Consider the following 25194-nt stretch of genomic DNA (forward strand, 5'->3'; position numbering starts at 1 on the left):
GTATAGCTCAAACAACGACCGTCGCGATCAGCCAGATCGCCGAGCCCAGCATCATCAGCTGCGCCTTCAAGCCGCCGCTCTTCTCGGCCGTCCGCCAGACGGCGATGGTGAGGAAGATGTTGTAGGGAACGGGGAGGAAATGCACCGCCAGCACCAGCCAGAGCGGCAGCTTCAATCCAAGCAGGATCAGCGCCAGCGCCGAAGAGGCGATACTCAAGAACGTCCCGACAATCAACATGTCGCGCCAGAACAGCCGATCGGGCGGAACCTCGCCCCTCCAGCGCGTACGGAAGAAGTCCGTCATCGCCGGCGACCTATTCCTGCCCCAGAACGTCGGTCACGGCTTCTTCGAAGCGCGAGCACTCCGTCACCAGCCAGTCGGTCATCGCCGGCCAATTGTCCTCGGCATAGCAGTTCACGTGCCATAGTGAATTGATGCCGAGGTCTTGCGCGCTCTGGTCGGGCTTGAGCTTCAGCTTCGCCTCGATCGCCGACTGGAACGGCTTCAGCCGCGACCAGGACTCGGTGGCGCCGAACTTCTCATTGCGCCCGAAGAAGACGCCGACATGGTTCTGCGCCGGCGCGACATACATCGAAAGAACCAGGGCGAAGTCCGGCAGCCCACGCTGCCAGAACCAAGGCCCGCGTCGCGCCATCCTTGGCCTTTCTTCCGGATGCCGCTCGGCGAACAGCGCCCAGAAGCCGCGATGGCGGAACTCCGAGGCGCGGCGGCCACCGAAGTCGAATTCGTTCATGGCCGGCTGCCCCGCTGGCCGAGACTGTTTCGAAATTCGCTCTGGCGAGTCATATGGTGGCGGTTTCGAGAACCGTATCGCAGCGGACTTTTGGGTTCGTGAGCCTGCGCATGACCCCGAAAATCGAAATCGATTTTCGGAAAGGATCATGCGCCAAGTAAAATTGCTGCAGCGTCCTTTGCGCGTCCAAGAGGACGCGCGGCGCTGCAGTAGCGCAGAAAACGCCATCAGATGGCCGCCGGAGTAGAATTTCCAAACAGTCTCCTCAGGCCATGCCGAGAGCGGCCTTGTAGAGGTCCAGGATGGTTTCCTCTTCCTGGCGCTCGGCCTGGTCCTTCTTGCGCAGCCGCACGATGGTGCGGATCGCCTTGGTGTCGAAGCCGGTGCCCTTGGCTTCGGCATAGACGTCCTTGATGTCGTCGGAGATCGTCTTCTTCTCTTCCTCGAGCCGCTCGATGCGCTCGATGATGGTGCGCAGCTGGCCGGCGGCTACAGTCTGGCTGGTCTCGGTGATTTCGTCGGCCATTTTTCTCTCCGCGTCTTCTGGAGCCGTGGCGATTCCCGTCACGGCGAATTGGAGCGGGTTCCCTGCCCGAGCGGGCGCGGCGGGTCAAGACACTTGTCGAGCCCCTGTGGACGACTGCTGTCAGTCGTCCATCCGACTCCAGTTCGAGCCGTCACTTAAAGGCTACGAGCAGATCCTTGGCATCGATCTGGTCGCCGGCCTTGACCAGCACTTCGGCGATCTCGCCGTCGCGTTCGGCATGCAGCGCGGTTTCCATCTTCATCGCCTCGATCGACAAGAGCACGTCGCCCGCCTTGACCGCCTGGCCGGCCGCCACGGCGAGCGCCGACACCACACCGGGCATCGGTGCGCCGACATGTCCCTCATTGCCGGGCTCGGCCTTGCGGCGCGCCTTGGCGGCGGAGGCGCCATGCGCCCTGTCCGGCACCTTGACGCGACGCGGCTGGCCGTTGAGCTCGAAGAACACGGTGACCATGCCCTTGTCGTCGACATCGCCGAACGCCTGGCAGCGGACCACCAGGGTCTTGCCCTTCTCGATGTCGAGGAAGATCTCGTCTTCCGACTTCATGCCGTAGAAATAGGTCGGCGTCGGCAGCACGCTCACCGGCCCATAGGTCTCCTGCGCCGCGGCGAAGTCGGTGAACACCTTCGGGTACATCAGCCACGACGCGAACTCATACTCCGAGAGCCTGCGCTCGAGCTTGCCCTCGATGTCCTTGCGGCTGGCCTTGAGGTCGGCTGCTTTCAGCAGCGAGCCGGGCCGCGCCGTGATCGGCTTCTCGCCCTTCAGCGCCTTCTTCTGCAGCGCCGCCGGCCAGCCGCCGGGCGACTGGCCGAGATCGCCCTTGAGCATCGACACGACCGAATCCGGGAAGGCGATGTCCTTGGCCGGGTTCTCGACATCGGCGACGGTGAGATCCTGGCTGACCATCATCAGCGCCATGTCGCCCACCACCTTGGACGAGGGCGTCACCTTGACGATGTCGCCGAACATCAGGTTGACGTCGTGATAGGCCTGCGCCACCTCGTGCCAGCGCGTCTCCAACCCGAGCGAGCGCGCCTGCTCCTTGAGGTTGGTGAACTGGCCGCCCGGCATTTCGTGCAGGTAGACTTCCGAGGCAGGTCCCTTGAGATCGCTCTCGAAGGCGGCGTACTGGTTGCGTACCGCCTCCCAGTAGAAAGAAATGTTGCGGATCCATTGCGGGTTGAGGCCGGGGTCGCGCTCGGTGCCCTTCAGCGCCTCGACGATCGAGCCGAGGCAGGGCTGCGAAGTGTTGCCGGAGAAGGAATCCATCGCCGCGTCGATGGCGTCGGCGCCGCTCTCCACCGCCGCAAGCACGGTCGCCGCCGACAGGCCCGACGTGTCATGCGTGTGGAAATGGATCGGCAGGTCGGTCGCCTCGCGCAGCGCCTTGAACAGCACGCGCGCTGCGGCCGGCTTCAGCAGGCCGGCCATGTCCTTGACGGCGATGATATGCGCGCCGGCCGCTTCCAGCTCCTTGGCCAGCCCGACATAATATTTGAGGTCGTATTTGGCGCGCGCCGGATCGAGGATGTCGCCGGTGTAGCACATCGCCGCTTCGACAAGCTTGCCCTCGGCGCCGACCGCGTCCATGGCGACGCGCATGTTCTCGACCCAGTTCAGGCAGTCGAAGACGCGGAACAGGTCGACGCCGCCGCTGGCGGCTTGCTTGACGAAATGCTGGACGACATTGTCGGGGTAGTTGGTGTAGCCGACGCCGTTGGCGCCGCGCAAAAGCATCTGCAGCAGAAGGTTGGGCGCGGCCTCGCGCACTTTGCTCAGCCGCTCCCACGGGTCCTCGGTGAGGAAGCGCATGGCAACGTCGAAGGTGGCGCCGCCCCAGCATTCGAGCGAAAGCAATTGCGGCAGCGCCCGCGCATAGGTGCCGGCGATGCCGACGATGTCATGCGTGCGCATGCGCGTGGCAAGCAGCGACTGGTGGCCGTCGCGCATCGTCGTGTCGGTGACCAGCACCTGGCGCTGCTCGCGCATCCAGGTCCCAAATTTCTCGGGGCCGAGCGCATCGAGCCGCTGCTTGCTGCCGTCCGGAACATTGCCGTTGAGATAAGGCACGACGGGTGCGGCCGCATTCGCCTTAGGCATCGGCCGGCCGCGCGTCTCGGGGTGGCCGTTGACGCTGACATCGGCCAGATAGGTGAGCAGCTTGGTGGCGCGGTCCTGCCGCTTCACCTGCTCGAACAGCTCCGGCGTCGTGTCGATGAACCTGGTCGTGTAGGAATTGTCGGCGAAGCGCGGGTGGTTGATGATCGCTTCGAGGAAGGTGAGGTTGGTGGCGACGCCCCGGATTCGGAACTCGCGCAGCGCCCGGTTCATGCGTGAGATCGCCTCGCCGGGCGTCGGCGCCCAGGCCGTCACCTTCTCGAGCAGCGGATCGTAGAAACGGGTGATGACCGCGCCCGAATAGGCGGTGCCGCCGTCGAGGCGGATGCCGAAGCCGGCCGCCTCGCGATAAGCGGTGATGCGGCCGTAGTCCGGAATGAAATTGTGCTCCGGATCCTCGGTGGTGATGCGGCACTGCAGCGCGTGGCCGTTGAGCCTGATGTCCTTCTGCGCCGGCACGCCCGATTGCTTGGTGCCGATGGCGAAGCCGTCGAGGATGTGAATCTGCGCCTTGACGATGTCGATGCCGGTCACCTGCTCGGTGACGGTGTGCTCGACCTGGATGCGCGGATTGACCTCGATGAAATAGAACTTGCCGGTGTCGGCGTCCTGCAGGAACTCGACCGTGCCGGCGCCGATATAGCTGGTCTCGCGCGCGATCTTGAGCGCATAGGCGCACAGCTCCTGGCGCAGCTCTTCGCTGAGATAGGGCGCCGGCGCGCGCTCCACGACCTTCTGGTTGCGGCGCTGGATCGAGCAGTCGCGCTCGAACAGGTGTACGGCGTTGCCATGGGTGTCGCCCAGCACCTGCACCTCGACATGGCGGGCGCGCTCGATCAGCTTTTCGAGATAGACCTCGTCCTTGCCGAAGGCGGCCTTGGCCTCGCGCTTGCCTTCCATGACCTCGCGCGCCAGGTCGGCCTCGGCGCGGATGGCGCGCATGCCGCGGCCGCCGCCGCCCCACGAGGCCTTCAGCATCACCGGATAGCCGATTTGCGCGGCGAGCTTCTTGACCTCGTCCATGTCGTCCGGCAGCGGGTCGGTTGCCGGCACGACCGGCACGCCGACCTCGATCGCCAGGTTGCGCGCGGCGACCTTGTTGCCGAGCCGGCGCATCGTTTCCGGCTTCGGGCCGATGAAGGTGATGCCGGCCTCGGCGCAGGCCTCGGCGAATTCCGGGCTCTCCGAGAGCAGGCCGTAGCCGGGATGGATGGCGTCGGCGCCCGACAGCCTGGCGACCCGGATCACCTCCTCGATCGACAGGTAGCTCTCGATCGGGCCCATATCCTTGCCAAGATGCGGTCCGCGCCCAACCTGATAGCTCTCGTCGGCCTTGAAGCGGTGCAGTGAATATTTGTCCTCCTCCGCCCAGATCGCCACGGTTTTGAGGCCGAGCTCGTTGGCCGCGCGGAAGACGCGGATGGCAATTTCGGACCGGTTGGCGACGAGTATCTTCGTGATGGCCAAGGACTGGGCTCCAGCAGCGTAAGGAACGTTGAACCGGCGCAATGATTAGCGTGAAAATGCTGCAGTGCAAACAAATTTGAGCGACACCTAAAACGATTTAAGTCGCTTGTTTGCGCCAAATCGTCATTGCTATTGTTCGAACACCGGCGGTCGGCGGTGGGTGGCCGATCCGGGGCAGGGCGCTGCGCTTTCCGGTCAGTCGCGCCCACAAACGAAAATGCCCGGCGCTGAGCGCCGGGCATCCGTGAAAAGTCGGCTAAAGCATGTCTCCCGAAAGTGTGCGGCGGTTTCGGGACAAAGACATGCTTGAAATGAAGAACCTGAAGCAGGTCTCACGCCCTGCTTTAGAGTTCGCCGGCTTATTTCTCGAAGTAGCTGTACTTGCCGTCGTCGCCCTTCTTCCATTCGTAGATCACATAGTCCGGACGGGTGATGTCGCCCTTGGCGTCGTAGCCGATCTCGCCGATGGCCGTCTTCCACGGACCGCCCGACTTGATCGTCGCGGCGACCTTCTGCGGATCGTCAGCCGAACCGGTCTTGACGATGGCCTGGGCGATGATCTGCACCGCGGCATAGGAGTAGAGCGTGTAGGCTTCCGGCTCGAAGCCGGCGGCGCGGAACTTCTCCACGACTTCCTTGGCGGCCGGGTTCTTGCGCGGATCCGGAGCGAAGGTGTTGAGCGTGCCGGCAACGGCATCGCCGGCGATCGAGGCCAGTTCGTTGGAGACGATACCGTCGCCCGAGAACAGCGGCGCCTTCAGGCCCTGGTCGGCCGACTGGCGGATGATCAGGCCGGCTTCGGTATGCAGACCGCCCCAATAGATGAGCGTGACGCCGTTTTCCTTCATCTTGGCGATGAGGGCGGAGAAGTCCTTGTCGCCGACATTCACGCCTTCATACATCACTTCCTTGATGCCGTCGGCGTTGAGGTTCTTCTTGGTCTCGTCGGCAAGGCCCTGGCCGTAAGGCGTCTTGTCGTGGATGATGGCGATCTTGGCGTCCTTGAAATTCTTGGCGATGTAGTCGCCGGCCACCTTGCCCTGCTGGTCGTCGCGTCCGCAGGTGCGGAAGGTGTTCCACAGGCCGCGCTCGGTGAACTGCGGGTTGGTCGCGGCAGGCGTCATCTCGAGGATGCCGTTCTCCGCATAGACTTCCGACGCCGGGATCGAGACGCCCGAGTTGAAGTGGCCGTCGACATACTTGACGCCGTCGGCGACGAACTTGTTGGCGACCGAGATGCCCTGCTTGGGATCGGAGACGTCGTCGCCGACCTCGAGCTTGAGCATCTGGCCATTGACGCCGCCCGCCGCGTTGATGTCGGCGACCGCCTGTTCCGCGCCCTTCTGCAGCTGCGCGCCGAACGCGGCGTTCGGGCCGGTGATCGGACCGGCGACGCCGATCAGGATGTCAGCGGCCCACGCGCTGCCGCTGAACGCGATAAACGCGGTCAGCGCAACGGCGGACAAAAGTGACTTTTTCATTGAAACGCTCCCATTTACGGAGTGGGCGTGGATGATACTTTCATGCGATGCCCACCCTTATCGCAGAAAGCATAGAATGCCGATTTTCAGGCACTTGTCACGCCGATTCATGCCCGAAACGGCGTAATGGTGAACGTCAACCTTTCGGTTTCCAGCTTAACAAGGAAGCTCTTTCATAGAGCCAGTTGTACTGCGTGACCATTTGGTTGGTGCGCGTGTATTGATAGCCGAGGAAGCCCAGTATCATCAGCACGATGGTGTCCACGATATAGTAATGCAGCGAGAACATCGTGCCCTCGAACAGCGCATGATGGATGAACCTGACGCCGACGCCGAGACCGAGCATGTAGAAGAACAGCTGTACATACGTGTTCCAGGTTTGCGCCGCCGCCTTGCCGGTCATCCATGCCGCCCAACCGCCGAGCAGGCAGGTGACGAACAGGAACTGCCAGACCGAGGCCTCTTCGTAGATAATGCCCATGGTGAAGTCCCCTCTTAGTGATGTCCGCCTTCGAGATAGGCGGCGCGCACTTCCGGATTGGCGAGCAGTTCCTTGCCGGTGCCGCTCATCGTCACATTGCCGTTGACCATGACATAGCCGCGCGTGGCGAGTTTGAGCGCTCCAAAAGCGTTCTGCTCGACCAGGAACACGGTCAGCCCTTGCGTCTTGTTGAGCTCGCGGATGGCGTCGAAGATCTGCTTGACGATCAGCGGCGCCAGGCCAAGCGAGGGCTCGTCGAGCAGCAACAGCTTCGGCCGCGCCATCAGCGCGCGCCCGATCGACAGCATCTGCTGTTCGCCGCCCGACAGCGTGCCGCCGCGCTGGGCGACGCGCTCCTTCAGCCGCGGGAACAGTGTGAACACCTTCTCGACGTCCTCGTCATAATGTTTGAGGTTGTCGAGGCTGGCGCCCATCTGCAGGTTTTCCATCACCGTCATGCGCGGGAAGATGCGTCGTCCTTCCGGCGACTGGGCGATGCGCAGGCGGGCGATCTCGTGCGTCGGCAGTTGCGTGATGTCGGTGCCGGCGAAGGTGATGGTGCCGGTTCGCGCGCGCGGCGCGCCGAAGATGGTCATCATCAATGTCGACTTGCCGGCGCCGTTGGCGCCGATAAGCGCCACGATCTCACCCTGGCTGACCTGCACATTGACGCCGTTCAGCGCGCGGATGTTGCCGTAGTAGGTCTCGACGCCCTTGATGTCGAGCAGCGTTGTGCCGGCCATTATTTGCGCCCTCCACGCGTCGCGGGCTTGGCCGCCAATTCCTTCGCCAGCGTCTTCGCCTGGCCGATCCAGTCTTCGCGGGCGATGCGCCCGTCAAAGGCGAGATAGGCTTCCGCCGCTTCGATGTCGGCCTTCGTCCAGGCGGCGATCTGGTCGAAATGGAAGATGCCGTGCTCGTTCAGCTTCCGCTCGTTGACGGGGCCGATGCCTTTTATGCGGATCAGGCTGTCGGCCTTGCCGCCACGCGGCGCGTCGAGGCGGTTGGAGATGCCCCCGGCTTTTGCTGCGGGAGCCTTCGCGGCCGCCTTTTTCACAGGTGCTTTTGCTGCCGGCTTCTTCACCGCCGGCTTTGCCGCGGCCGCCGGGCTCGCGGGGGGAGCAACCACCGGCTTGCTGGCGATTGACGCGGCGCGCGCGTCGATCTGGGCCGCTTTCGAGGCGCCCTTCGATACAGTGACCCGCTCGCCCTCGTCAGCGTGTTCGACGCTGTCGGAAACCGGCCCGGCCATCATCGACGCGGAATTTCCCGGGCCGTGCGCGGCATCCGGCCCGGTATCGAGCTGCTCGATGACATCCTCGTCGCCGACTTCGGTGAGCACTTCCTGCACTTCCTCGTCGTCGACGCCGAGATAGGCGGCGATGACGCGCGGGTCGGTCCGGACGGATTCTGGATTGCCGTCGGAGATCTTGCGGCCATATTCGAGCACCACGACATGGTCGGAGATCTGCATCACCACCGACATGTCGTGCTCGATGAGCAGGATCGAGGTGCCGGTGCCCTTGATGCCCATCAACAGTTCGTTGAGCGCCGCCGATTCCTTCGGATTGAGGCCGGCGGCCGGTTCGTCCAGGCACAGAAGCTCCGGCCCCGTGCACATGGCGCGCGCAATCTCCAGCCGGCGCTGCGCGCCATAGGGCAGGTCGCCCGCCGGATCGTCGGCGCGGTCGACGAGATCGGCCTTCTCCAGCCAGTGCCTGGCGAGATCGATCGATTCGGCCGAAGCCTGGCGATAGCTCGGAAAGCCGAAGAGGCCGAGGAAGGTATAGCCCGAGGCCTTCATCAGCTTGTTGTGCTGCGCGACCAAAAGGTTCTCCAGCAGCGTCATGCCGGAGAACAGCCGGATGTTCTGGAAGGTGCGCGCCACCTTGGCGCGCGCCGGGATCTCATGGTTGGGCAGGCGCTCGAGCAGATAGGTCGAGCCGTCGTTCCGGTTGAGGGTGATCATGCCTTCCGACGGCTTGTAGAAGCCGGTGATGCAGTTGAACACCGTGGTCTTGCCGGCGCCGTTCGGGCCGATCAGCGCGGTGATCTCGCCGCGTCTGGCCTGGAACGACAGGTCGCCGATGGCGACCAGGCCGCCGAACTTCATCGACAGATGCTCGACTTGCAGGATGAAGTCTTTCGAGGAAGGGGTCGCGTTCATCAGCCGTGACCCTCCTTGGTGAAGGAGGCTGAGACCGCTCTTCGCTCTTTAAGGAATGCGGTCGGTTCTCGACTGCCGACGAAACCGCGCGGCTTCCACAGCATGACGATGACCATGGCCATGCCGAACAAAAGCATGCGGTAGAGTTCGGGCGTGAAGTCCGGCCCGAACACCGCCTTGAGGAAGTCGAGCTCGCGCAGGATCTCGGTACCGCCGATCATCACCAGCGCCGCCACCGCGATGCCGCCCAGCGAGCCCATGCCGCCAAGCACGACGATCGCGAGGATGATCGCCGATTCCAGGAAGACGAAGGATTCAGGGCTGACGAAGCCCTGGCGGGCGGCGAAGAACGAGCCGGCGAAGCCACCGAACATGGCGCCGGTGGCAAAGGCCGTCAGCTTGGTGGTGGTGGTGTTGATGCCGAGCGAGCGGCAGGCGATCTCGTCCTCGCGCAAGGCTTCCCAGGCGCGGCCCACCGGCAGGCGGCGAAGCCTGATGGTGACGAAGGCGGTGAGGAAGCAGAGCGCCAGGGCAAGGTAATAGAGGAAGATCTTGTAGTAGGCGCCCGACTGCGCGATGTGCAGCACCTTGGCGATGTAGTTCGGGTCGGAGACGTTGAACGACACCAGGCCGAAGAAGGAGACCTTCGGGATGCCGGAAATGCCGGCCGAGCCGTTGGTCACTTCGCGCCAGTTGATCAGCACCAGACGGATGATCTCGCCGAAGGCAAGGGTCACGATCGCCAGATAGTCGCCGCGCAACCTGAGCACCGGGAAGCCGAGCAGGATGCCCCAGAACGCCGCCATCGCGCCGGCCGCCGGCAGCAGGATCCAGAATGACAACCCGTAATGCGTGCCGAGCAGCGCATAGGCATAGGCGCCGACCGCATAGAACGCGACGTAGCCGAGATCGAGCAGGCCGGCCAGCCCGACGACGATGTTGAGCCCCCAGGCCAGCATGACATAGATCAGGATCTGGATGCCGAAATTGTCGACCCACTTCAGCGAGCCCTGGAAACCGAAGAGCAGTACCATCGCGATCGGATAGAGGATCAGCAAGGTGGCGCCGATCTTGTTGAAGTTCTGGCGCACGAAGCCCGGCTCGGACACCACCGCCGGCGCCTGGACCCTTTCAGCCTTCGACCTTTCCATCGCCGGAACCGCATAGGCGACATAGAGGAACCGGCCGATGGCAACGGCGCCCACCACGATGGCCAGCAGACCCCAGCGCTGAACCAGGATCAGTTCGTTGCTGATGTTCTGGTCGGTCCTCAGACCGATGAACAGCACGAACAGGCCAAGCGAAATGACGCCGGCGTAAAGCGCCTCACGCAAAGCACGTTGCACGGGAGTAGCGACGGCGTCGCGCTCCGAAGACACGGTAGCGGCCATGAGGATCAGACCTTTTCGACTTCAGGCCGGCCGAGGATGCCGGAGGGCAGGAAGATCAGCACGATCGCCAGGATCGAGAAGGCGGCGACGTCCTTGTAGTCGATCGAGAAATAGGCCGACCACATGCTCTCGATGAAGCCGATGAGCAGTCCGCCGAGCACGGCGCCCGGCAGCGAGCCGATGCCGCCCAGCACCGCCGCCGTGAAGGCCTTCACGCCCGGCACGAAGCCGTCGGAGAAAACGACCACGCCGTAATACATCAGGAACAGCGTTCCCGCGACGGCGGCGAGCGCGGCGCCCATGATGAAGGTGATGGAGATGGTGCGGTCGACGTCGATGCCGAGCAGCGCCGCCATCTTGCGGTCCTGCTCGCAGGCGCGCTGCGCCCGGCCGAGCGCCGTCCTGTTGACGAGGTACCAGAAGACCGCCAGCAGCGCGATCGTCACCAGCACGATGATGATCTGCTTCAGCGAGATGCTGATGCCGTCGATCGTGTAGACCTGGCTGACCATCGGCGGGATCGGCTTGTTGCGCGGACCCTGCGTGACCTGCACGAAATTGGACAGCGCGATCGACATGCCGATGGCGGTGATCAGCGGCGCCAGCCGGAACGAGCCGCGCAGCGGCCGGTAGGCCACCTTCTCGATCGTCCAGTTGTAAAGGCTGGTCAGAAGCATCGCCACGATCATCATGATCAGAAGCGCCACCACAACCGGCACCGAGTAGAACAACGCGCCAAGGATCAGGAAGACGATGAGCGCAGTGAAGGCGCCGACCATGAAGATATCGCCATGGGCGAAATTGATCATGCCGATGATGCCGTAGACCATCGTATAGCCGATTGCGATCAGCCCATAGATCGATCCCAGCGTCAGCCCATTGATAAGCTGCTGGACGAAGTACTGCATATTTATGCGGCTCCCCTGGAATGTCGCCTTTGCGGACGCATTCCTTTTCGTATTTCCCCTAGTCGTAAAGTTTCGAGCCCGGATTGCAACGTGATTTTTCAACCGCTCCGCGTGTTTTGGAAGCACGCCGCCCGATTGCTCGTTTTTTCGCGCCCGACCCCTGGACTATCGCGGACCCTAGCATTGGCACAACGCAATGTCTTTGACGATTCAGCCCTATAATGCCCACCCTTTCGAAGAAATCGCCGTCAAAATTAGTTGATGAGAAGATTTCTTGCGTGAACGGAAGCAGTCCATTTTAGCCGGAGCGCCTTCCGTTACGTGAGGGCGTGACGCTTATGTGACGATGAATCCATGCGCGAACGGATCGCGGTCGTCGATGAAGATGGTGTTCAGTCCGGTCATGCGGGCCCAGCCGCCGATCGAGGGAATGATCCCCGGCTTGCCGGCCACGCTGACCTCTTTTTCGACCCTGCCCTTGAACAGCGAGCCGATGATCGATTCATGCACGAAGCTGTCGCCTTCCTTGAGCCTGCCCTTGGCATGGAGCTGCGCCATCCGCGCCGAGGTGCCGGTGCCGCAAGGGCTGCGGTCGATCGCCTTGTCGCCATAGAACACGGCGTTGCGGGCATCGGCCTCGGCATGCTGCGGCTTGCCGGTCCACAGCATGTGCGACAGCCGGTTGATGCCGGGATTCTCCGGATGGACAAACGAGTACTTTTCGTTGAGGCGCTGGCGTACCACCGGGCTCCAGGCGATGAGGTCGCCGGCCGTATGGTCGGCCATGTCCTTGTAGCTCTTCTGCGGCTCGACGATGGCATAGAAATTGCCGCCATAAGCGACGTCGACGCTGATCTCGCCGAGCACCGGGCATTCGACCGTCAGCCCTTCGGCATAGAGGAAGGACGGCACGTTGGTGATGCGCACCTCCTCGACATATTCGCCGACCTGTTTGTATTCGGCGATGACCAGGCCGGCCGGCGTGTCGAGCCGCAGCACGCCCGGCGTCTTCGGCTTGATCAATCCGTGCTCGATCGCCATCGTGACCGTGCCGATCGTGCCGTGGCCGCACATCGGCAGGCAGCCCGACGTCTCGATGAACAGGATGGCGATGTCGCAGTCCTCGCGCGTCGGCGGATAGAGGATCGAGCCCGACATCACGTCATGGCCGCGCGGCTCGAACATCAGCCCGGTGCGGATCCAGTCGTATTCGGCAAGGAAATGCGCCCGTCGCTCCATCATCGTCGAGCCTTCGAGCAGCGGCCCGCCGCCGGCGACGAGGCGCACCGGATTGCCGCAGGTGTGGCCGTCGATGCAGAAGAAGGATTTCTTGGCCATCATACTCTCTTTTCAGAAACGTTCTGGGCGGAAAGGGGTGAGATCGAGGGGCGGAGTCTGCCCGAGAATGAGATCGCGGATCAAGCGGCCGGTCGCCGCCGACTGGGTCAGGCCGAGATGGCCGTGGCCGAAAGCATAATAGATGTTTGGCGCGCGCGCCGCGCCGATCACCGGCAGCGAATCCGGCAGCGACGGCCGATAGCCCATCCACTCGCGGCCGCCTGACGGGTCGAGCCCGGGCAGGAAACGCTTCGCCTTCTCCAGCATCGCCTTGGAGCGCGCGAAGTTGGGCGGCCTCACGATGCCGCCGAGCTCGACGGCGCCGCCGACGCGCAGGCCCGTTTGCAGCGGCGTGATGACGAAGCCATGCCCGGAAAAGATCAGCTGCCGCTTCACGTCGAAGGCGGACACAGGCAGCGTCGTGTTGTAGCCGCGCTCGGTTTCGAGCGGGATGCGGTCGCCGAGATTTTTTGCCAGGAGATGCGACCAGGCTCCCGCGGCGATCAGCAGCTTCTTCGCTATACGCCTGGTGCCGTCGGCCAGAACGATCGTCGCGCCGTTTGTGCCCGCTTCTATGCGCTCGACCCGTGCATGCTCGAAGCGGGCGCCGAGCTTTTCCGCATGGGCCCAGACCGCCTTGCCGAGCAGCTTGGGGTCGGCGACCGTTTTCCAGCTGGGCACGAAGGTGCCCTTGACGAAGCGCGGCGCCAGACCCGGCTGGAGCGCCGTCATCTCCTCGCCCTCGACATGGCGGAAGCCGATGCCGAAACGCTGGCGCTCGGCCCAGCCGGGCAGCGACGCCCGGAACTCCGCCTCGCTCTCATAGAATTCCAGCGAGCCGTCCTCGCGCAGCATCGGCCGCGTGCCGGAGCGGTCGAGCAGTCCCATCCACTCGGCTTCGGCGAGCCTCATCATGCCGACCTGCGCCGCCAGGCTCGCTTCATAGTGCCTCGGCGCGCCGGCCCGCCAGAAGCGGATCAGCCAGGGCAGGAGCTTGGGCAGATAGGCCGGCGGAATGGCCAAAGGCCCGAGCGGATCGGCAAGCCATTTCGGCAATTGCCGGATCATCCCCTTATGCGCGAGCGGCAGCACGTCGGAGAAGGCGAAGGCGGCGGCATTGCCGGAGCTCGTCTCCTCGCAGATGCCGGTGCGGTCGAAGACGGTGACGCTGCGCCCCGCCTCGGAGAGCAGGGTCGCGGCGCAGATACCGATGATGCCACCGCCGATGATGGCGATGTCTTCCCCTTCTCCCCGTTCGCGGGGGTGAGGAGTGTTCCGCGTAGCGGACGGAAAGCCAATTGCTTGGCTTTCCGAATGACGAACGCCCGCAGCGATAGCGGAGGGCCGCGGTGCCCGAAGGGCGGATGAGGGGCGGTGCCCCTCCTCGGAATCTTCCTGCACGTGAAGGCTGTCCCTTATTCGGCCGCCACCAGCTTGTCCGTCGATCGAGCAGACGTCTGGAGCGACGGCAGCTTCGGCCGCACCGCCAGCGCATCCCGGACGATCTTCTCGACCGCCTTGCGGCGTTCTCCCGACAATGGCTGGCGCGGCATGCGCACGCGGTCATTGGTACCGATCGCCAGCACTTCGGCAAGCTTGATGTTTTGGACCAGATAGGTCGACACATCGAGGTCGAGCAAGGGCCGGAACCAGCGATAGATTGCCAGCGCCTCCTCGCGGCGGCCCTGCCGCATCAGCTGGTAGATGGCGACCGTCTCGCGCGGGAAGGCGGTGACCAGGCCGGCGACCCAGCCGATGGCGCCGACCGACAGCGCCTCGAAGGCGAGATTGTCGACACCGGTGAAGAGGTCGTAGCGGTCGCCGAAGCGGTTGATGATCTCGGTCGAGCGGCGGATGTCGTCGGAGGATTCCTTGATGGCGACGAAGCGACTGTCCGAGGCCAGCTCCTCCATCAGCTCGACTGTGACGTCGACGCGATAGGCGAGCCGGTTGGAGTAGATCATCACCGGCAGGTCGCCGGCTTCCGCCACGGCGCGAAGGGCGGCGACCGTCTCTTCCGGATTGGTGTGGTAGATTGGGCTCGGCACCACCATCAGCCCGTCGGCGCCTTCCTTGGCGGCGCGCTTTGCAATGCTCGCCGCCTCGCGGGTGCCGGGCTCGTTGACGGTCAAAAGCACCGGCTTCTTGCCGGCGACTTTCTGCGCCGTCTTCAGCACCTCGATCTTCTCGTCAGGCGACAGCATCGGCCCTTCGCCGAGCGAACCGCAGACGATGATGCCGTCGCAACCGGCCTCCATCTGCAGCCCATAGCAGCGCTCCATCTCGGCATGGTCGAGGCGGTCGTCGGCGGTGAATTTGGTCGTGACGGCGGGGAAAACTCCGGTCCACATGGTTGTCGCTCCAGTTGATATATCAGTCGTATATCTATTAAGAGCTGGCTCGTCAATGCTGAATCCGTTATGATATATGAAAAATATATCAGGAGCCTGCCATTGATCTCCCCACTGATATCCGCTGACGCGAACGCGACCTTCGAGCCGGCGGCGACCAAGGCCTATCGCGCGCTGGAGCACATGATCGTCACGCTCGAGCTGGCGCCGTCGAGCTTCGTCACCGAAGGCGCGCTGATCGAGCGGCTGGGCCTCGGACGCACCCCCGTGCGCGAGGCGATCCAGCGGCTGGCCTGGGAAGGGCTTCTCGACATCAGGCCGCGCGCGGGCATCGCGGTCGCGCCGCTTCACGCCGGCGACTGGTTGCGGGTGCTCGACGCACGGCGCGGCATCGAGGTGGTGCTCGCCCGCTCGGCCGCCCGCTTCGTCACCCGCGAGGCCGCCGACCTTTTCCACGAGGCGGCCTTGGCGATGCAGAAGGCGGTGATCTCCGGCAACGTGCTTGCCTTCATCCAGGCCGACAAGGCGCTCGACGAAGCGCTGGCCATCGCCGCCGACAACCCCTTCGCGGCACGCGTCGCCGCCCCCTTGCAGACCCACAGCCGCCGCTTCTGGTATCGCTACAAGGCCGACACCGGGCTTGCCGAGTCGGCCGAGCATCACGTCGCGCTGATCCGCTCCATCCTCGACGGCGACGAGGAAGGCGCCGCCAAGGACGCCAAGAAACTGATGGCGCTGTTGCGCGGCCATGCCGAGGTCGCCGCCACGCGCTGAGTGCCTGACCGGGGCGTCCTCAGCCGCCCGGTTGCCCGACCGCGGTGGCCCGCGTGTCTTCCCACCCGTCGCCCGCCGCCAGGATGCAGCTCTGGCCTTTGACGTCGGTCATCAGGATGGTCCAGGTTCCGCTCGGCGAAACGAACACCTCGAAGAGGGCGGCCTGTCCGGCCACACCGTAGCCCAGCCGCTTTTCCTCGAATGCCGCCGCCAGCCGCCTTGCGACCAGATAGTCGTGGCCGCCGCAGATCACCTGCGCCCGCGCCGGCAAAGCCGACAGCGCCAGCACGGCGCCGACGGCTGCAAGCTTGACCCATCGAAACGAAAATTCGCGTGCCATGGGGCACCTCCTTCGCCTTCGCATTCCGGCAAGGGAGGCACATTCGGCCGCCTCAGTGTGCCGGAAGGCTCCAGGCCGGATCAGACGTCTTCATCACGTCGCTCCTTCTGGTTTCCGGTCTGTCGTCGGGAGATCATGACTCCCTGGATTGGATATGGTGAAGCTTCGCGCCGTAAACAAGCCGCTCGACGACACGCTGGACATCGGTTGCCGACAATCCCTTCGCGGCACACGTCGCCACCCACAGCCAGGTTGCGGCAACGCGATGGATCAGCCTTCGGCAGGCTCCTTCCGCGCCGCCCACTTCAGCAGGGCGTCGAGAGCCGGGCATAGGGCCTGACCCCAGTCGGTCAGGCAGTATTCGACTTTTGGCGGCACCTGGTGATGCACGATCCGCCGCACGATGCCGTCGGCTTCCATCTGTCGGAGCTGCTGGATCAGCATCTTTTGCGAGATCGCCGGGATGGCCCGTTCGAGATCGGAGAAGCGCAGCACCTTGCCGCCGAAGAGGTGAAACAGGATCACCAGCTTCCACCGACCTTCGAGAATGCGCAGCACGTTCTCGACGCCGGTCGCCGCGGATGAGGGCGTCAGAGCCTCGGGCTTACTTTCGGGTAAGTACCTTACTTTTTCGTCGGTTCTTGTCATTTCCACAGCATACCTCATCTTAGCGGCCGGGCAAGCGCCACCCGCCTCGAACGGCGCCGGCAACCCACACGGAGACAAGCCATGGCCATAGAACTTCCCAAGCCGCTGACGATCTATTTTGCGGCCAAGAACCATCACGACATCGACGGCATGCTCCTCCCCTTCTCGCCGGATGCCACGGTCCGGGACGAAGGCGAGGTCCATCGCGGACCGGCCGCCATCCGGGCCTGGATGGAAACGACCACGCGTAAATACCGGGTGACGGTCGAAGTCGCCGACGCAACGGCGAATGGCGGTGCATGGCGGGTCGCGGGCATAGTCTCAGGCAATTTTCCCGGCAGCCCGGCAACGCTCCACTACAATTTCACGCTGGCCGCCGACCGGATCGAGAAGCTGGAGATCGGCGCATGACCGTCCCGCAGAAGGTTGCGGTCGGTGAGCAAGAGTTCGCGGGCAAGCGCGTGCTGGTCACCGGCGGCACCAAGGGTGCCGGCGAAGCGGTCGTTCATCGGCTTGCGGCGGCGGGTGCGACGGTTGCTACGACGGCCCGCTCGCCTGCCGCGACGCCCGCCGGCCTGTTCGTGGAAGCCGACATCAGCACGCTGGAAGGCGCGGCGAAAGTCGCCGCCGCTGTCATCGATGGCCTTGGCGGCATCGACGTCGTGGTCCACAGCGTCGGCGGTTCGAAAAGCCCGGGCGGCGGATTTGCGGCGCTGTCCGACCCGGCCTGGCACGACGAGCTCAGCATCAATTTGCTTGCGGCGGTAAGGCTCGATCGCTTGCTCGTACCCCGCATGGTCACGCAGGGATCCGGTGTGATCGTCCATGTCTCATCGATCCAGCGTCGCCTGCCCTTGCACGAATCCACCATCGCCTACGCGGCTGCGAAGGCTGCGCTTTCGACCTACAGCAAGGCGTTGTCCAAGGAGCTCGGCCCCAAAGGCATCCGCGTCAACACCGTGGCGCCGGGCTGGATCCACACCACGGCATCGGAGGCCATGGTCAAGCGGCTGGCCGTTCATGCCGGCTCGGACGAAGAAGCCGCGCGTCAGGGCATCATGGATGCGCTGGGCGGCATCCCGATCGGTCGGCCGGCTTGGCCGCACGAGGTTGCGGAACTGGTGGCCTTCCTTGCTTCAGATCGCGCATCGGCAATCCATGGCGCCGAATACGTCATCGACGGCGGTACGATCCCGACGGTCTGAATTGTCTTGCCGTCCGCGCTTCAGGCGCCCGGCATCGCCGCGGTGATCGACCGGCTGTCCCAGCCCTCGCCGACGGAGAGCACGCAGCTCTGGCCCTTGGTGTCGGAGGCAAGCACGGTCCAGCTGCCCTGGTCCGAGACGAAGATCTCGAGCACGACGTTCGGGTTGATCAGGCCGCGCCCGGCCTCGTTTTCGTGGAACTTGTCGCCGAGCGCCTTGATGACGTCGGCGCGCGGAGCGCATTGCGCCGCAGCGTTTGCCGACGCCGATCCACCGATCACCGCCGCCACCAGCATTGTCGCCATAAGAAATCGTGTCATCTGACACCTCCTCGCGCCAGACGAGAACCCCGGCTGCCACCGGCGCTGTTCGATTGCCTGCACGCATGGCAGGAATACAGGCTAAGACCGATGGTGGTCTGTTGGTTCCATCACACGGGGGTGGAATTATTAGAAGATGCGGATGCTCTCTAAGCGAGCTGCGTTGCGGATCATATACCTGAAGTTGCACCGTAATGACGGGGCGCCGAAAAAGCAGGAGGTGACGTGCCACAAAAAGAAAGCGCGGCTCGCGCCGCGCTTCCTCAATGTTGACTTAGATGCCGTCCGCTCAGTTCATCGTCGGGATGACGAACTCGGCGCCGTCCTTGATGCCCGACGGCCAGCGCGAGGTGACCGTCTTGGTCTTGGTGTAGAAGCGGAACGCGTCCGGGCCATGCTGGTTGAGATCGCCGAAGGACGACGCCTTCCAGCCGCCGAACGTGTAATAGGCGATCGGAACCGGGATCGGCACGTTGACGCCGACCATGCCGACCTGGACTCTGGATGCGAAGTCGCGCGCCGCGTCGCCGTCGCGGGTGAAGATGGCGACGCCATTGCCCATCTCGTGGTCGTTGGCGAGCTTGATGGCATCCTCGTAGCGCGGCGCGCGCACCACCGAGAGCACCGGCCCGAAGATTTCTTCCTTGTAGATGCGCATGTCGGCGGTCACGTTGTCGAACAGGCAGCCGCCCATATAGTAGCCGTTCTCATAGCCCTGCATCTTGAAGCCGCGGCCGTCGACGACGAGCTTGGCACCTTCCTTGACGCCGATGTCGACATAGCCCTTGACGCGCTCCAGCGCTTGGCGCGTCACCAGCGGGCCGAAATCGGCCGCCGAATCCGTCGACGGGCCGACCTTCAGGCTTTCGACGCGCGGCACCAGCTTTTCCATCAGGCGGTTGGCGGTGTCGTTGCCGACCGGAACCGCCACCGAGATCGCCATGCAGCGCTCGCCGGCCGAGCCGTAACCGGCGCCGATCAGCGCATCGACCGTCTGGTCCATGTCGGCGTCGGGCATGATGATCATGTGGTTCTTGGCGCCGCCGAAGCACTGCACGCGCTTGCCGGCCGCGGTGCCGCGCGAATAGATGTAGTGGGCGATCGGCGTCGAGCCGACGAAGCCGATGGCCTTGATGTCCGGATCGTCGAGGATGGCGTCGACCACTTCCTTGTCGCCGTTGACGACGTTGAGGATACCGGCCGGCAGGCCCGCCTCGAGGAACAGTTCGGCAATGCGGATCGGCACGCCCGGATCGCGCTCGGACGGCTTCAGGATGAAGGCGTTGCCGCAAGCGATGGCCGGCGCGATCTTCCACAGCGGGATCATCGCCGGGAAGTTGAACGGGGTGATGCCGGCGACGACGCCGAGCGGCTGGCGCATCGAATAGACGTCGATGCCGGGGCCGGCGCCGTCGGTGAACTCGCCCTTCATCATATGCGGGGCGCCGATGCAGACCTCGACCACTTCGAGGCCGCGCTGGATGTCGCCGCGCGCATCGGCGATGGTCTTGCCATGCTCGCGCGCCAAGATGTCGGCCAGTTCGTCATAGTCGCGGGCGACCAGCTCGAGGAATTTCATCAGCACGCGCACGCGGCGTTGCGGGTTGGTGGCGGCCCATTTCGGCTGCGCCGCCTTGGCGTTCTCGACCGCGGCGCGCAGTTCCGCCTGCGAGGCCAAAGCCACCGTGCCGCGCACGGAGCCGTCCATCGGCTGCATAACATCCTGCTTGCGGCCGCTGGTGCCGGCGACACGCTTGCCGCCGATGAAATGACCGTATTCGATCATGCTTCTCTCCCTTGTTTGGTGATGGCGTATTCTCCGCCTTTGCGGCGGCGATGGCAACGCGAGGAAGATCGCAACCGTTGTGCGAAAAATAGACAACAACGATGGAGTGTGCATTAATTGTCGCAAATGGCGACATGCCGAAAGGATCGAAGGTTGTGCTCCTTCACACCCCCCTCTGTCCTGCCGGACATCTCCCTCGCAAGGGGGGAGATCGGCAGTTCCTTCGATGGCGCTTCTCTTTCGTCGCTGAAGATTGGCGAAAGCGGGTGTGACGTCCAATCTCCCCCCTTGCGAGGGAGATGGCCGGCAGGCCAGAGGGGGGTGGGCGGGAACTCGGCGCCCGCGACTAATCAGGACCATCCCCATGAACTGGGATGACGTCCGCATCTTCCTCGCCGTGGCGCGCGCCGGGCAAATCCTCGGCGCGGCGAAACGCCTGGAGCTCAACCACGCGACCGTCTCGCGCCGCATCGTCGCGCTCGAGGAGGCGCTCAGGACAAAGCTATTCCGCCGGCTGACCACCGGCAGCGAACTGACCCCGGCCGGCGAGCGCTTCCTCGACATAGCCGAGCGCATGGAAGGCGACATGATCGCCGCGCGCTCGACCATCGCCGGCGAGGGCGACGACGTTTCGGGAACCGTGCGCATCGGCGCGCCCGACGGCTTTGGCGTTGCTTTCCTGGCCAAGCGGCTTGGCGAACTGACGGCGCTGCACCGTGAGCTCACCATCCAGCTCGTGCCGGTGCCGCGCTCCTTCTCGCTGTCCAGGCGCGAGGCCGATATCGCGATCACCGTCGAGCGGCCGACCGAGGGCCGGCTGGTGGCGGGCAAGCTGGTCGACTATACGCTGGGGCTCTTCGCCTCGCGCGCCTATGCCGAGGCCAACGGCCTGCCCGAAACGCCGGCCGAGCTCGGCCGGCACACGCTGATCGGCTACGTGCCGGACCTCATCGTCAGCCCCTCGCTGGACTATGCCGCCGAGTTCAGCCCCGAATGGCGCACCAGCTTTGCCATCTCCTCGGCGCTCGGCCAGGCCGAGGCGGTGCGCGCCGGCGCCGGCATCGGCATCCTGCACACATTCGTCGCCCGTTCGATGCCGGAGCTGGTGCCGGTCGACATCGTCGCGCCCATCCGCCGCGCCTACTGGCTGGTCTATCATGAATCGGTGAGGCCGCTGCGCCGCGTCCAGCTCGTCGCCAACTTCATTACTAGGGCGGTGGAACGCGAGCGCAGTCTTTTTGTCTAGGGCATGATCTAGCTAGGACCGCTTAGGCGAAACGTTCCCCGGCACAAAAATCTTGATCGGTCGGCTCTGTTTGCATTGGCAGGCGGCATGCCTTGGAGATTGGCCGAAACAGTCCGGCCTCGTCATCCACGGGCGGAGCAAGGAGCGTAGCGACGCGCGCAGACCCGAGGATCCATTCCGTGACGCATGAGCGCTGCCGCGGTGCAGAATTCTGCTCCGCTGCACGCTTCGATCAGGGTCACGGAATGGATTCCAGGGTCTCCGCGACGCCGCTTCGCGGCTGCTCCGCCCTGGAATGACGAGGTTGGGAGGCTTCTGCCGATCCCCAACGTCGGTGCTGACTTCACCGAAATGGACGGTGGAAATCTTGCCCGCCGACAGGCCTGCAACCTTTCGGGTCCCTGCTTTGAGGGACTAATCCGCGTCGAGCACGAACGAGCTCACGATCTTACTGGCCTCATCCGCCAGCGGCGCCCATTTGCGCGCCGCCTCGTCAGCGCTGTCGCCCGCGACCCCGCAATTGGCGAGGCCGTAGCGCGTGCCGCGCAGCGAGATCGCGACCTCGGCATGACCGTAGAAATCGACGTCGCTATCGCTGTAGTGAAAATCCATCTCGGCGATCCGCACCGGATAGCCGTCGGGGAGCCGCGCCAGCCTGTCCTTGCTGAACTGGGCGGTCCCAAACGCGGCCCCGACCATTTTCTGCCAGCTATCCATGGACCAGTCCTTCTCGATATAGGTCTTGGGGTCGCGCGGCATATTTGGATCGAGCGGATCGTTGAGGCCCGCCGACACCCGGCAGACAAGGCCCTTTTCGCCGGACTTGACCTTGAGCTTTATCGAGTTGCCCGGCGTCGCTTCATTCGTCCATTCTTCCGGATAGGTCAGTGAAAAGCCATCGTCCGTGTCGTGGACGGTCTTGTTGGCGGCAGAGGCCGCCGAAGCACCGATCAGGCCGACCGTCGCCGTCGTCAACAAAAACAGACGCATCCCGAACTCCCTCGCCGCTGCCGACCTTATCACGGGCAGTTGGTGGTTGCCGCCTTGCCTCCGCCACAAATTCAGCGAGTGTGGCACCAGCGCTTCGCCATACTGTGGCCGGGCGAGGGGATAATTCTTGCAACGCCGGCGGGGAAATGCGAGCCGTTCTTGCCATTCTGCCGCTGTTTTTACTGTCCGACTGCGCCAATCCCTGGACGAACGTTCCGGAAGCGGAGCTGCCGAAGCCGATCCGCTATGCCATGTCGCGCCCCTCGCCTTTCGTCATCGGCAATTATTGCGGCCCGGGCACGCGCACCGGCGATCTGTCGGCCAGACCGGTCGACCGTCTCGATGCCGCCTGCCGGGTCCACGACGCCTGCTACATTGCGAGGCACAATCATTGCGACTGCGACGGCGCGCTCGTCGCTTCCGCAAGGACGATACGTGACGACAGCACCGCCCCGCGCAAAATGCGAAACGAGGCCGAATTGCTGATCGCCACCTTCGCATTTCCCCTCTGCAGGATCCTCCCGCAAGGCTTCATGCCGCCGCGCGACCCGGCTCAACTCAAGGCCATGAACGGGAAGACCGGATGAGTGTCAGGTCGGCCATCACCAAGGCTTTGGCTGGACTGGCGCTAACGGCGCTGGCGAGCTGCGCCGGCATGCCCGGGCATTCGGCCTGCGCCTTCTTTCCGGGCGATGACGCCTGCGGCAGCCTGCCCGTCTCGGCGGATAGCAGCGGCACCGAGATCGCCGGGGCCCACTATTTCGCGAGCGACGGCAACAGCGCCTATGAGAAACAGTTCCAGGCGCTGCTTGCCCAAAGCCGCCTCGATGCGCTCGACCGCGCCAACGGCACCGGCCGCTTCGGCCGCGACTGGCGCGATGTCCAAAACAGCGGCTTCCACGCAACCTATCCGGCGCTGCAACGGCTGGCCAAACCGCTCGACAAGACGGAACTCACGCCGACGCCAGGCAAGCCGGGCGAAGGCCGGTTCACCGGGCGCTGGCGCATGTCGCGGCAGACGCTCTATCTCGATGCCGCCGCGCGGCCTTCGGCGCCCAAGACCTTCAGCTTCTCGGGCCTTGAGGCGCGCTCGGTCGAGATCGTGCTGCGCCAGGCAGGACAACAGCCCGTCGACATCGGCGGCACCTGCGACGGTCCGCTCGCGATCCGCGCGTCGGGACGATCCATCACGGTCGCCAAGGCCATGCCATTCCATTTGAGCCTGCCGGTCTTCGAGAGCTCCGTCAGCCTGTTTCCGGACCAGGCGCTGACCCGCTGCGATCTGCGCGTCGGCTCCACCCTGGCCCCAGCCGGCGCGCCGCTGACCTTGCTGCGCGAGGAGATCGCCGATCCCTGGATCGCGGGGCTCGACAGCCGCTACGACCGCTGCCCGGTTCCCAATCCGGCAGGAATGGAGGAGCTCGACCGCGTCTTTTATGCCAGCCGCTGGCTGTCGCAGACCTGCGCCCTGCCGCTCAGGAGCCCGACCCTGCTGCGCAAGTCGCGCGACGGTTTCAACGCCAAGGTCGAGGCCCTGCTCGGCAGGACGCTGCCGGACAGCGCCTTCGACAAGGCCGATCCCGAACTGCCGCTCGATTTCTCCAACGCGCCGAAGCTCAGGCTGATCTATCTGTCGTCGCTGGAGTTCAAGGCGGATTTCTCCGGCCGCATCATGGAGCGGCTGGTCCGCCATCACGCCGCACTTGGCACCAAGGTCCGCATCGTGGTGACCGACGTGCTGGAACGGGAGAAGGACGACGCCATGCTGCACCGGCTGGCGGCGGAGTTCCCCAATGTCCAATTGCAGGAATATCGCTGGCAGGCGGACCACGGCGCGCCGTTCGACGAGCAGATCTCGCAGTTGCACAAGGTTCACCATGTCAAGATGCTGGCGACGCTGGCCGAGCAGCCCGGACGCTCGCGCGTCATCATCGGCGGCCGCAACATCCATGACGGTTTTCTGTTCCACAAGCCGGTCGACCTGACCCGCTATCCGGACCTGGAGCAGTATGGCAAGACCGACGGCTTCTCGCTGAATTACTATTCCAACTGGAGCGATTTCGACATCGAGATCGCCGACCCGGCAACCGTCGAGACACTGGCCGCGCATCTGTCGACCGTCTGGCTGCGCGACGCCGACACCAATTTGTCGCGGCCGTTTTCCATTCCGGTCCGGACCATAGCTGCCCCGCGCGGCGTGGCGCGGCATTTCATTTCCGTGCCCTACGAGGATGGGCACGCGCTGGAAGCCTATTTCGTCGAGCTGATCGACACCGCCGAGCATCGCATCGAGATCGTCAATCCCTATCTCAACCTGACGCCCGATATCGCCCGGGCCTTCGATCGGGCGCTGGCCAGGGGCGTGAAGATCGACGTCGTCGGCCGTATCGACCTCAAGGGCGACATCGGCGGCCGGTTCCTCACCGCGCTCAACAAGCTGTTCGTCGAGAAATATGGCGACCGCATCAACATCCGCGAGTTCAAGGCGCCCGATGTCGTCTTGCATTCCAAGATCATGATGATCGACGAAAGGCTGGTCGCCATCTCCTCGGTCAACCTCAACAACCGCAGCTTCTTCCACGACTCGGAGAACGGCATGGTCGTGCTCGATCCGGCTTTCTATCGCCGCATGAAGCCGGTCTATGACGATTACCTCGCCCATTCCCGCCCGGTCGCCACCAACGTCACGATCGGCTGGGCCTACCGGCTGCTGTTCAGCGACATCTGGGTCCGGGAGGCGTTTTGAACGCCACCGCTCGACAGGAATTAAGGTGTATCGAGATTCAGGTCAGGCCGAGTCGAAAATGACGTTCTCCGATAACCGGAGCGGAGCGTACTTGAAGTACGTGAGCACCGGAAGCGCAGGAGATCGGCATT

The 25194-nt window shown here is 64.2% G+C and carries 24 protein-coding genes; 6 read left to right on the forward strand and 18 right to left on the reverse strand.

Features of this window, described 5'->3' with window-relative positions; translation table 11 throughout:
* Positions 1–7 precede the first annotated feature (7 nt).
* The 13 genes from LB572_RS16935 to LB572_RS16995 all read right to left on the reverse strand — a co-directional run bounded on the left by LB572_RS16935 (position 8) and on the right by LB572_RS16995 (position 15008).
* Positions 8–304 (reverse strand): hypothetical protein, encoded by a 297-nt coding sequence (locus LB572_RS16935; protein ID WP_224668491.1) that lies wholly within the window; start codon positions 302–304, stop codon positions 8–10.
* 10 nt (positions 305–314) lie between these two features.
* Positions 315–755, reverse strand: coding sequence for a hypothetical protein (locus tag LB572_RS16940; RefSeq protein ID WP_224668492.1), 441 nt, complete (start codon positions 753–755; stop codon positions 315–317).
* A gap of 265 nt (positions 756–1020) precedes the next feature.
* Entirely contained in the window at positions 1021–1281 is a 261-nt protein-coding gene (locus LB572_RS16945; protein ID WP_140801796.1) for a DUF2312 domain-containing protein, read from the reverse strand.
* Positions 1282–1432: 151 nt separating this feature from the next.
* Positions 1433–4891 (reverse strand): pyruvate carboxylase, encoded by a 3459-nt coding sequence (gene pyc, locus LB572_RS16950; protein ID WP_140801797.1) that lies wholly within the window; start codon positions 4889–4891, stop codon positions 1433–1435.
* A gap of 359 nt (positions 4892–5250) precedes the next feature.
* Positions 5251–6372 carry a branched-chain amino acid ABC transporter substrate-binding protein gene (locus tag LB572_RS16955; protein ID WP_140801798.1) on the reverse strand — a complete coding sequence of 374 codons (1122 nt, stop codon included), beginning with the start codon at positions 6370–6372 and terminating at the stop codon, positions 5251–5253.
* Positions 6373–6508: 136 nt separating this feature from the next.
* Positions 6509–6853, reverse strand: coding sequence for a DUF6867 family protein (locus tag LB572_RS16960; protein WP_140801799.1), 345 nt, complete (start codon positions 6851–6853; stop codon positions 6509–6511).
* Between the two features lie 14 nt (positions 6854–6867).
* Positions 6868–7596 (reverse strand): ABC transporter ATP-binding protein, encoded by a 729-nt coding sequence (locus LB572_RS16965; protein ID WP_140801800.1) that lies wholly within the window; start codon positions 7594–7596, stop codon positions 6868–6870.
* The gene (locus LB572_RS16970) at positions 7596–9020 is read right to left on the reverse strand and encodes an ATP-binding cassette domain-containing protein (RefSeq protein ID WP_224668493.1); all 1425 of its coding nucleotides are present in this window, start codon (positions 9018–9020) and stop codon (positions 7596–7598) included. The genes LB572_RS16965 and LB572_RS16970 overlap by 1 nt, the downstream gene beginning before the upstream one ends.
* Positions 9020–10411 carry a high-affinity branched-chain amino acid ABC transporter permease LivM gene (livM, locus tag LB572_RS16975; RefSeq protein WP_224668494.1) on the reverse strand — a complete coding sequence of 464 codons (1392 nt, stop codon included), beginning with the start codon at positions 10409–10411 and terminating at the stop codon, positions 9020–9022. Before livM ends, LB572_RS16970 begins: the two co-directional genes overlap by 1 nt.
* Before the next feature lie 5 nt (positions 10412–10416).
* Positions 10417–11319, reverse strand: a complete 903-nt coding sequence (locus LB572_RS16980; protein WP_140801803.1) for a branched-chain amino acid ABC transporter permease — start codon at positions 11317–11319, stop codon at positions 10417–10419.
* A gap of 336 nt (positions 11320–11655) precedes the next feature.
* On the reverse strand, positions 11656–12657 hold the full coding sequence (locus LB572_RS16985; protein WP_224668495.1) for a 4-hydroxyproline epimerase: 1002 nt from the start codon (positions 12655–12657) through the stop codon (positions 11656–11658).
* A 12-nt stretch (positions 12658–12669) separates the two neighbouring features.
* Positions 12670–13956 carry an NAD(P)/FAD-dependent oxidoreductase gene (locus tag LB572_RS16990; protein ID WP_224668529.1) on the reverse strand — a complete coding sequence of 429 codons (1287 nt, stop codon included), beginning with the start codon at positions 13954–13956 and terminating at the stop codon, positions 12670–12672.
* Positions 13957–14072: 116 nt separating this feature from the next.
* The gene (locus LB572_RS16995) at positions 14073–15008 is read right to left on the reverse strand and encodes a dihydrodipicolinate synthase family protein (RefSeq protein ID WP_224668496.1); all 936 of its coding nucleotides are present in this window, start codon (positions 15006–15008) and stop codon (positions 14073–14075) included.
* A gap of 69 nt (positions 15009–15077) precedes the next feature.
* Here LB572_RS16995 and LB572_RS17000 point away from each other — a divergent pair, with 69 nt between their 5' ends.
* Positions 15078–15782 carry a GntR family transcriptional regulator gene (locus LB572_RS17000; RefSeq protein WP_224668497.1) on the forward strand — a complete coding sequence of 235 codons (705 nt, stop codon included), beginning with the start codon at positions 15078–15080 and terminating at the stop codon, positions 15780–15782.
* A 19-nt stretch (positions 15783–15801) separates the two neighbouring features.
* Here the strand turns inward: LB572_RS17000 and LB572_RS17005 are convergent, their stop codons facing one another.
* Together LB572_RS17005 and LB572_RS17010 are read right to left on the reverse strand one after the other, a co-directional pair.
* The gene (locus LB572_RS17005; RefSeq protein ID WP_224668498.1) at positions 15802–16122 is read right to left on the reverse strand and encodes a hypothetical protein; all 321 of its coding nucleotides are present in this window, start codon (positions 16120–16122) and stop codon (positions 15802–15804) included.
* 270 nt (positions 16123–16392) lie between these two features.
* Positions 16393–16770 (reverse strand): winged helix-turn-helix transcriptional regulator, encoded by a 378-nt coding sequence (locus LB572_RS17010; RefSeq protein WP_224668499.1) that lies wholly within the window; start codon positions 16768–16770, stop codon positions 16393–16395.
* Positions 16771–16851: 81 nt separating this feature from the next.
* Between LB572_RS17010 and LB572_RS17015 the strand changes: the two genes are divergently transcribed.
* Positions 16852–17181 carry a nuclear transport factor 2 family protein gene (locus tag LB572_RS17015; RefSeq protein ID WP_140801808.1) on the forward strand — a complete coding sequence of 110 codons (330 nt, stop codon included), beginning with the start codon at positions 16852–16854 and terminating at the stop codon, positions 17179–17181.
* Positions 17178–17975: an SDR family oxidoreductase gene (locus tag LB572_RS17020; RefSeq protein ID WP_224668500.1), complete on the forward strand. Its 798-nt coding sequence runs from the start codon at positions 17178–17180 to the stop codon at positions 17973–17975. The genes LB572_RS17015 and LB572_RS17020 overlap by 4 nt, the downstream gene beginning before the upstream one ends.
* A 20-nt stretch (positions 17976–17995) precedes the next feature.
* Here the strand turns inward: LB572_RS17020 and LB572_RS17025 are convergent, their stop codons facing one another.
* Positions 17996–18295, reverse strand: a complete 300-nt coding sequence (locus LB572_RS17025; RefSeq protein WP_140801810.1) for a hypothetical protein — start codon at positions 18293–18295, stop codon at positions 17996–17998.
* Between the two features lie 289 nt (positions 18296–18584).
* Positions 18585–20081: a CoA-acylating methylmalonate-semialdehyde dehydrogenase gene (locus LB572_RS17030; RefSeq protein WP_140801811.1), complete on the reverse strand. Its 1497-nt coding sequence runs from the start codon at positions 20079–20081 to the stop codon at positions 18585–18587.
* Positions 20082–20445: 364 nt separating this feature from the next.
* On the opposite strand from LB572_RS17030, the gene LB572_RS17035 reads away from it, so the two are divergent.
* The gene (locus tag LB572_RS17035; RefSeq protein ID WP_140801812.1) at positions 20446–21327 is read left to right on the forward strand and encodes a LysR family transcriptional regulator; all 882 of its coding nucleotides are present in this window, start codon (positions 20446–20448) and stop codon (positions 21325–21327) included.
* Between the two features lie 414 nt (positions 21328–21741).
* Here the strand turns inward: LB572_RS17035 and LB572_RS17040 are convergent, their stop codons facing one another.
* On the reverse strand, positions 21742–22317 hold the full coding sequence (locus LB572_RS17040) for a hypothetical protein (RefSeq protein WP_140801813.1): 576 nt from the start codon (positions 22315–22317) through the stop codon (positions 21742–21744).
* Positions 22318–22463: 146 nt separating this feature from the next.
* Between LB572_RS17040 and LB572_RS17045 the strand changes: the two genes are divergently transcribed.
* Both LB572_RS17045 and LB572_RS17050 read left to right on the forward strand, forming a co-directional pair.
* On the forward strand, positions 22464–22904 hold the full coding sequence (locus tag LB572_RS17045) for a hypothetical protein (RefSeq protein ID WP_140801814.1): 441 nt from the start codon (positions 22464–22466) through the stop codon (positions 22902–22904).
* Positions 22901–25063, forward strand: coding sequence for a phospholipase D-like domain-containing protein (locus tag LB572_RS17050; RefSeq protein WP_224668501.1), 2163 nt, complete (start codon positions 22901–22903; stop codon positions 25061–25063). The genes LB572_RS17045 and LB572_RS17050 overlap by 4 nt, the downstream gene beginning before the upstream one ends.
* Positions 25064–25194 lie beyond the last annotated feature (131 nt).

The organism is Mesorhizobium sp. BH1-1-5 (genome assembly GCF_020165615.1).
Taxonomy (GTDB): domain Bacteria; phylum Pseudomonadota; class Alphaproteobacteria; order Rhizobiales; family Rhizobiaceae; genus Mesorhizobium.

Coding starts and splice junctions, on each gene's coding strand:
- LB572_RS16935 (WP_224668491.1), bottom strand. CDS start 304: ATGACGGACTTCTTCCGTACGCGCTGGAGGGGCGAGGTTCCGCCCGAT.
- LB572_RS16940 (WP_224668492.1), bottom strand. CDS start 755: ATGAACGAATTCGACTTCGGTGGCCGCCGCGCCTCGGAGTTCCGCCAT.
- LB572_RS16945 (WP_140801796.1), bottom strand. CDS start 1,281: ATGGCCGACGAAATCACCGAGACCAGCCAGACTGTAGCCGCCGGCCAG.
- LB572_RS16955 (WP_140801798.1), bottom strand. CDS start 6,372: ATGAAAAAGTCACTTTTGTCCGCCGTTGCGCTGACCGCGTTTATCGCG.
- LB572_RS16960 (WP_140801799.1), bottom strand. CDS start 6,853: ATGGGCATTATCTACGAAGAGGCCTCGGTCTGGCAGTTCCTGTTCGTC.
- LB572_RS16965 (WP_140801800.1), bottom strand. CDS start 7,596: ATGGCCGGCACAACGCTGCTCGACATCAAGGGCGTCGAGACCTACTAC.
- LB572_RS16970 (WP_224668493.1), bottom strand. CDS start 9,020: ATGAACGCGACCCCTTCCTCGAAAGACTTCATCCTGCAAGTCGAGCAT.
- livM (WP_224668494.1), bottom strand. CDS start 10,411: ATGGCCGCTACCGTGTCTTCGGAGCGCGACGCCGTCGCTACTCCCGTG.
- LB572_RS16980 (WP_140801803.1), bottom strand. CDS start 11,319: ATGCAGTACTTCGTCCAGCAGCTTATCAATGGGCTGACGCTGGGATCG.
- LB572_RS16985 (WP_224668495.1), bottom strand. CDS start 12,657: ATGGCCAAGAAATCCTTCTTCTGCATCGACGGCCACACCTGCGGCAAT.
- LB572_RS16995 (WP_224668496.1), bottom strand. CDS start 15,008: ATGTGGACCGGAGTTTTCCCCGCCGTCACGACCAAATTCACCGCCGAC.
- LB572_RS17000 (WP_224668497.1), top strand. CDS start 15,078: ATGATATATGAAAAATATATCAGGAGCCTGCCATTGATCTCCCCACTG.
- LB572_RS17005 (WP_224668498.1), bottom strand. CDS start 16,122: ATGGCACGCGAATTTTCGTTTCGATGGGTCAAGCTTGCAGCCGTCGGC.
- LB572_RS17010 (WP_224668499.1), bottom strand. CDS start 16,770: ATGACAAGAACCGACGAAAAAGTAAGGTACTTACCCGAAAGTAAGCCC.
- LB572_RS17015 (WP_140801808.1), top strand. CDS start 16,852: ATGGCCATAGAACTTCCCAAGCCGCTGACGATCTATTTTGCGGCCAAG.
- LB572_RS17020 (WP_224668500.1), top strand. CDS start 17,178: ATGACCGTCCCGCAGAAGGTTGCGGTCGGTGAGCAAGAGTTCGCGGGC.
- LB572_RS17025 (WP_140801810.1), bottom strand. CDS start 18,295: ATGACACGATTTCTTATGGCGACAATGCTGGTGGCGGCGGTGATCGGT.
- LB572_RS17030 (WP_140801811.1), bottom strand. CDS start 20,081: ATGATCGAATACGGTCATTTCATCGGCGGCAAGCGTGTCGCCGGCACC.
- LB572_RS17035 (WP_140801812.1), top strand. CDS start 20,446: ATGAACTGGGATGACGTCCGCATCTTCCTCGCCGTGGCGCGCGCCGGG.
- LB572_RS17040 (WP_140801813.1), bottom strand. CDS start 22,317: ATGCGTCTGTTTTTGTTGACGACGGCGACGGTCGGCCTGATCGGTGCT.
- LB572_RS17045 (WP_140801814.1), top strand. CDS start 22,464: ATGCGAGCCGTTCTTGCCATTCTGCCGCTGTTTTTACTGTCCGACTGC.
- LB572_RS17050 (WP_224668501.1), top strand. CDS start 22,901: ATGAGTGTCAGGTCGGCCATCACCAAGGCTTTGGCTGGACTGGCGCTA.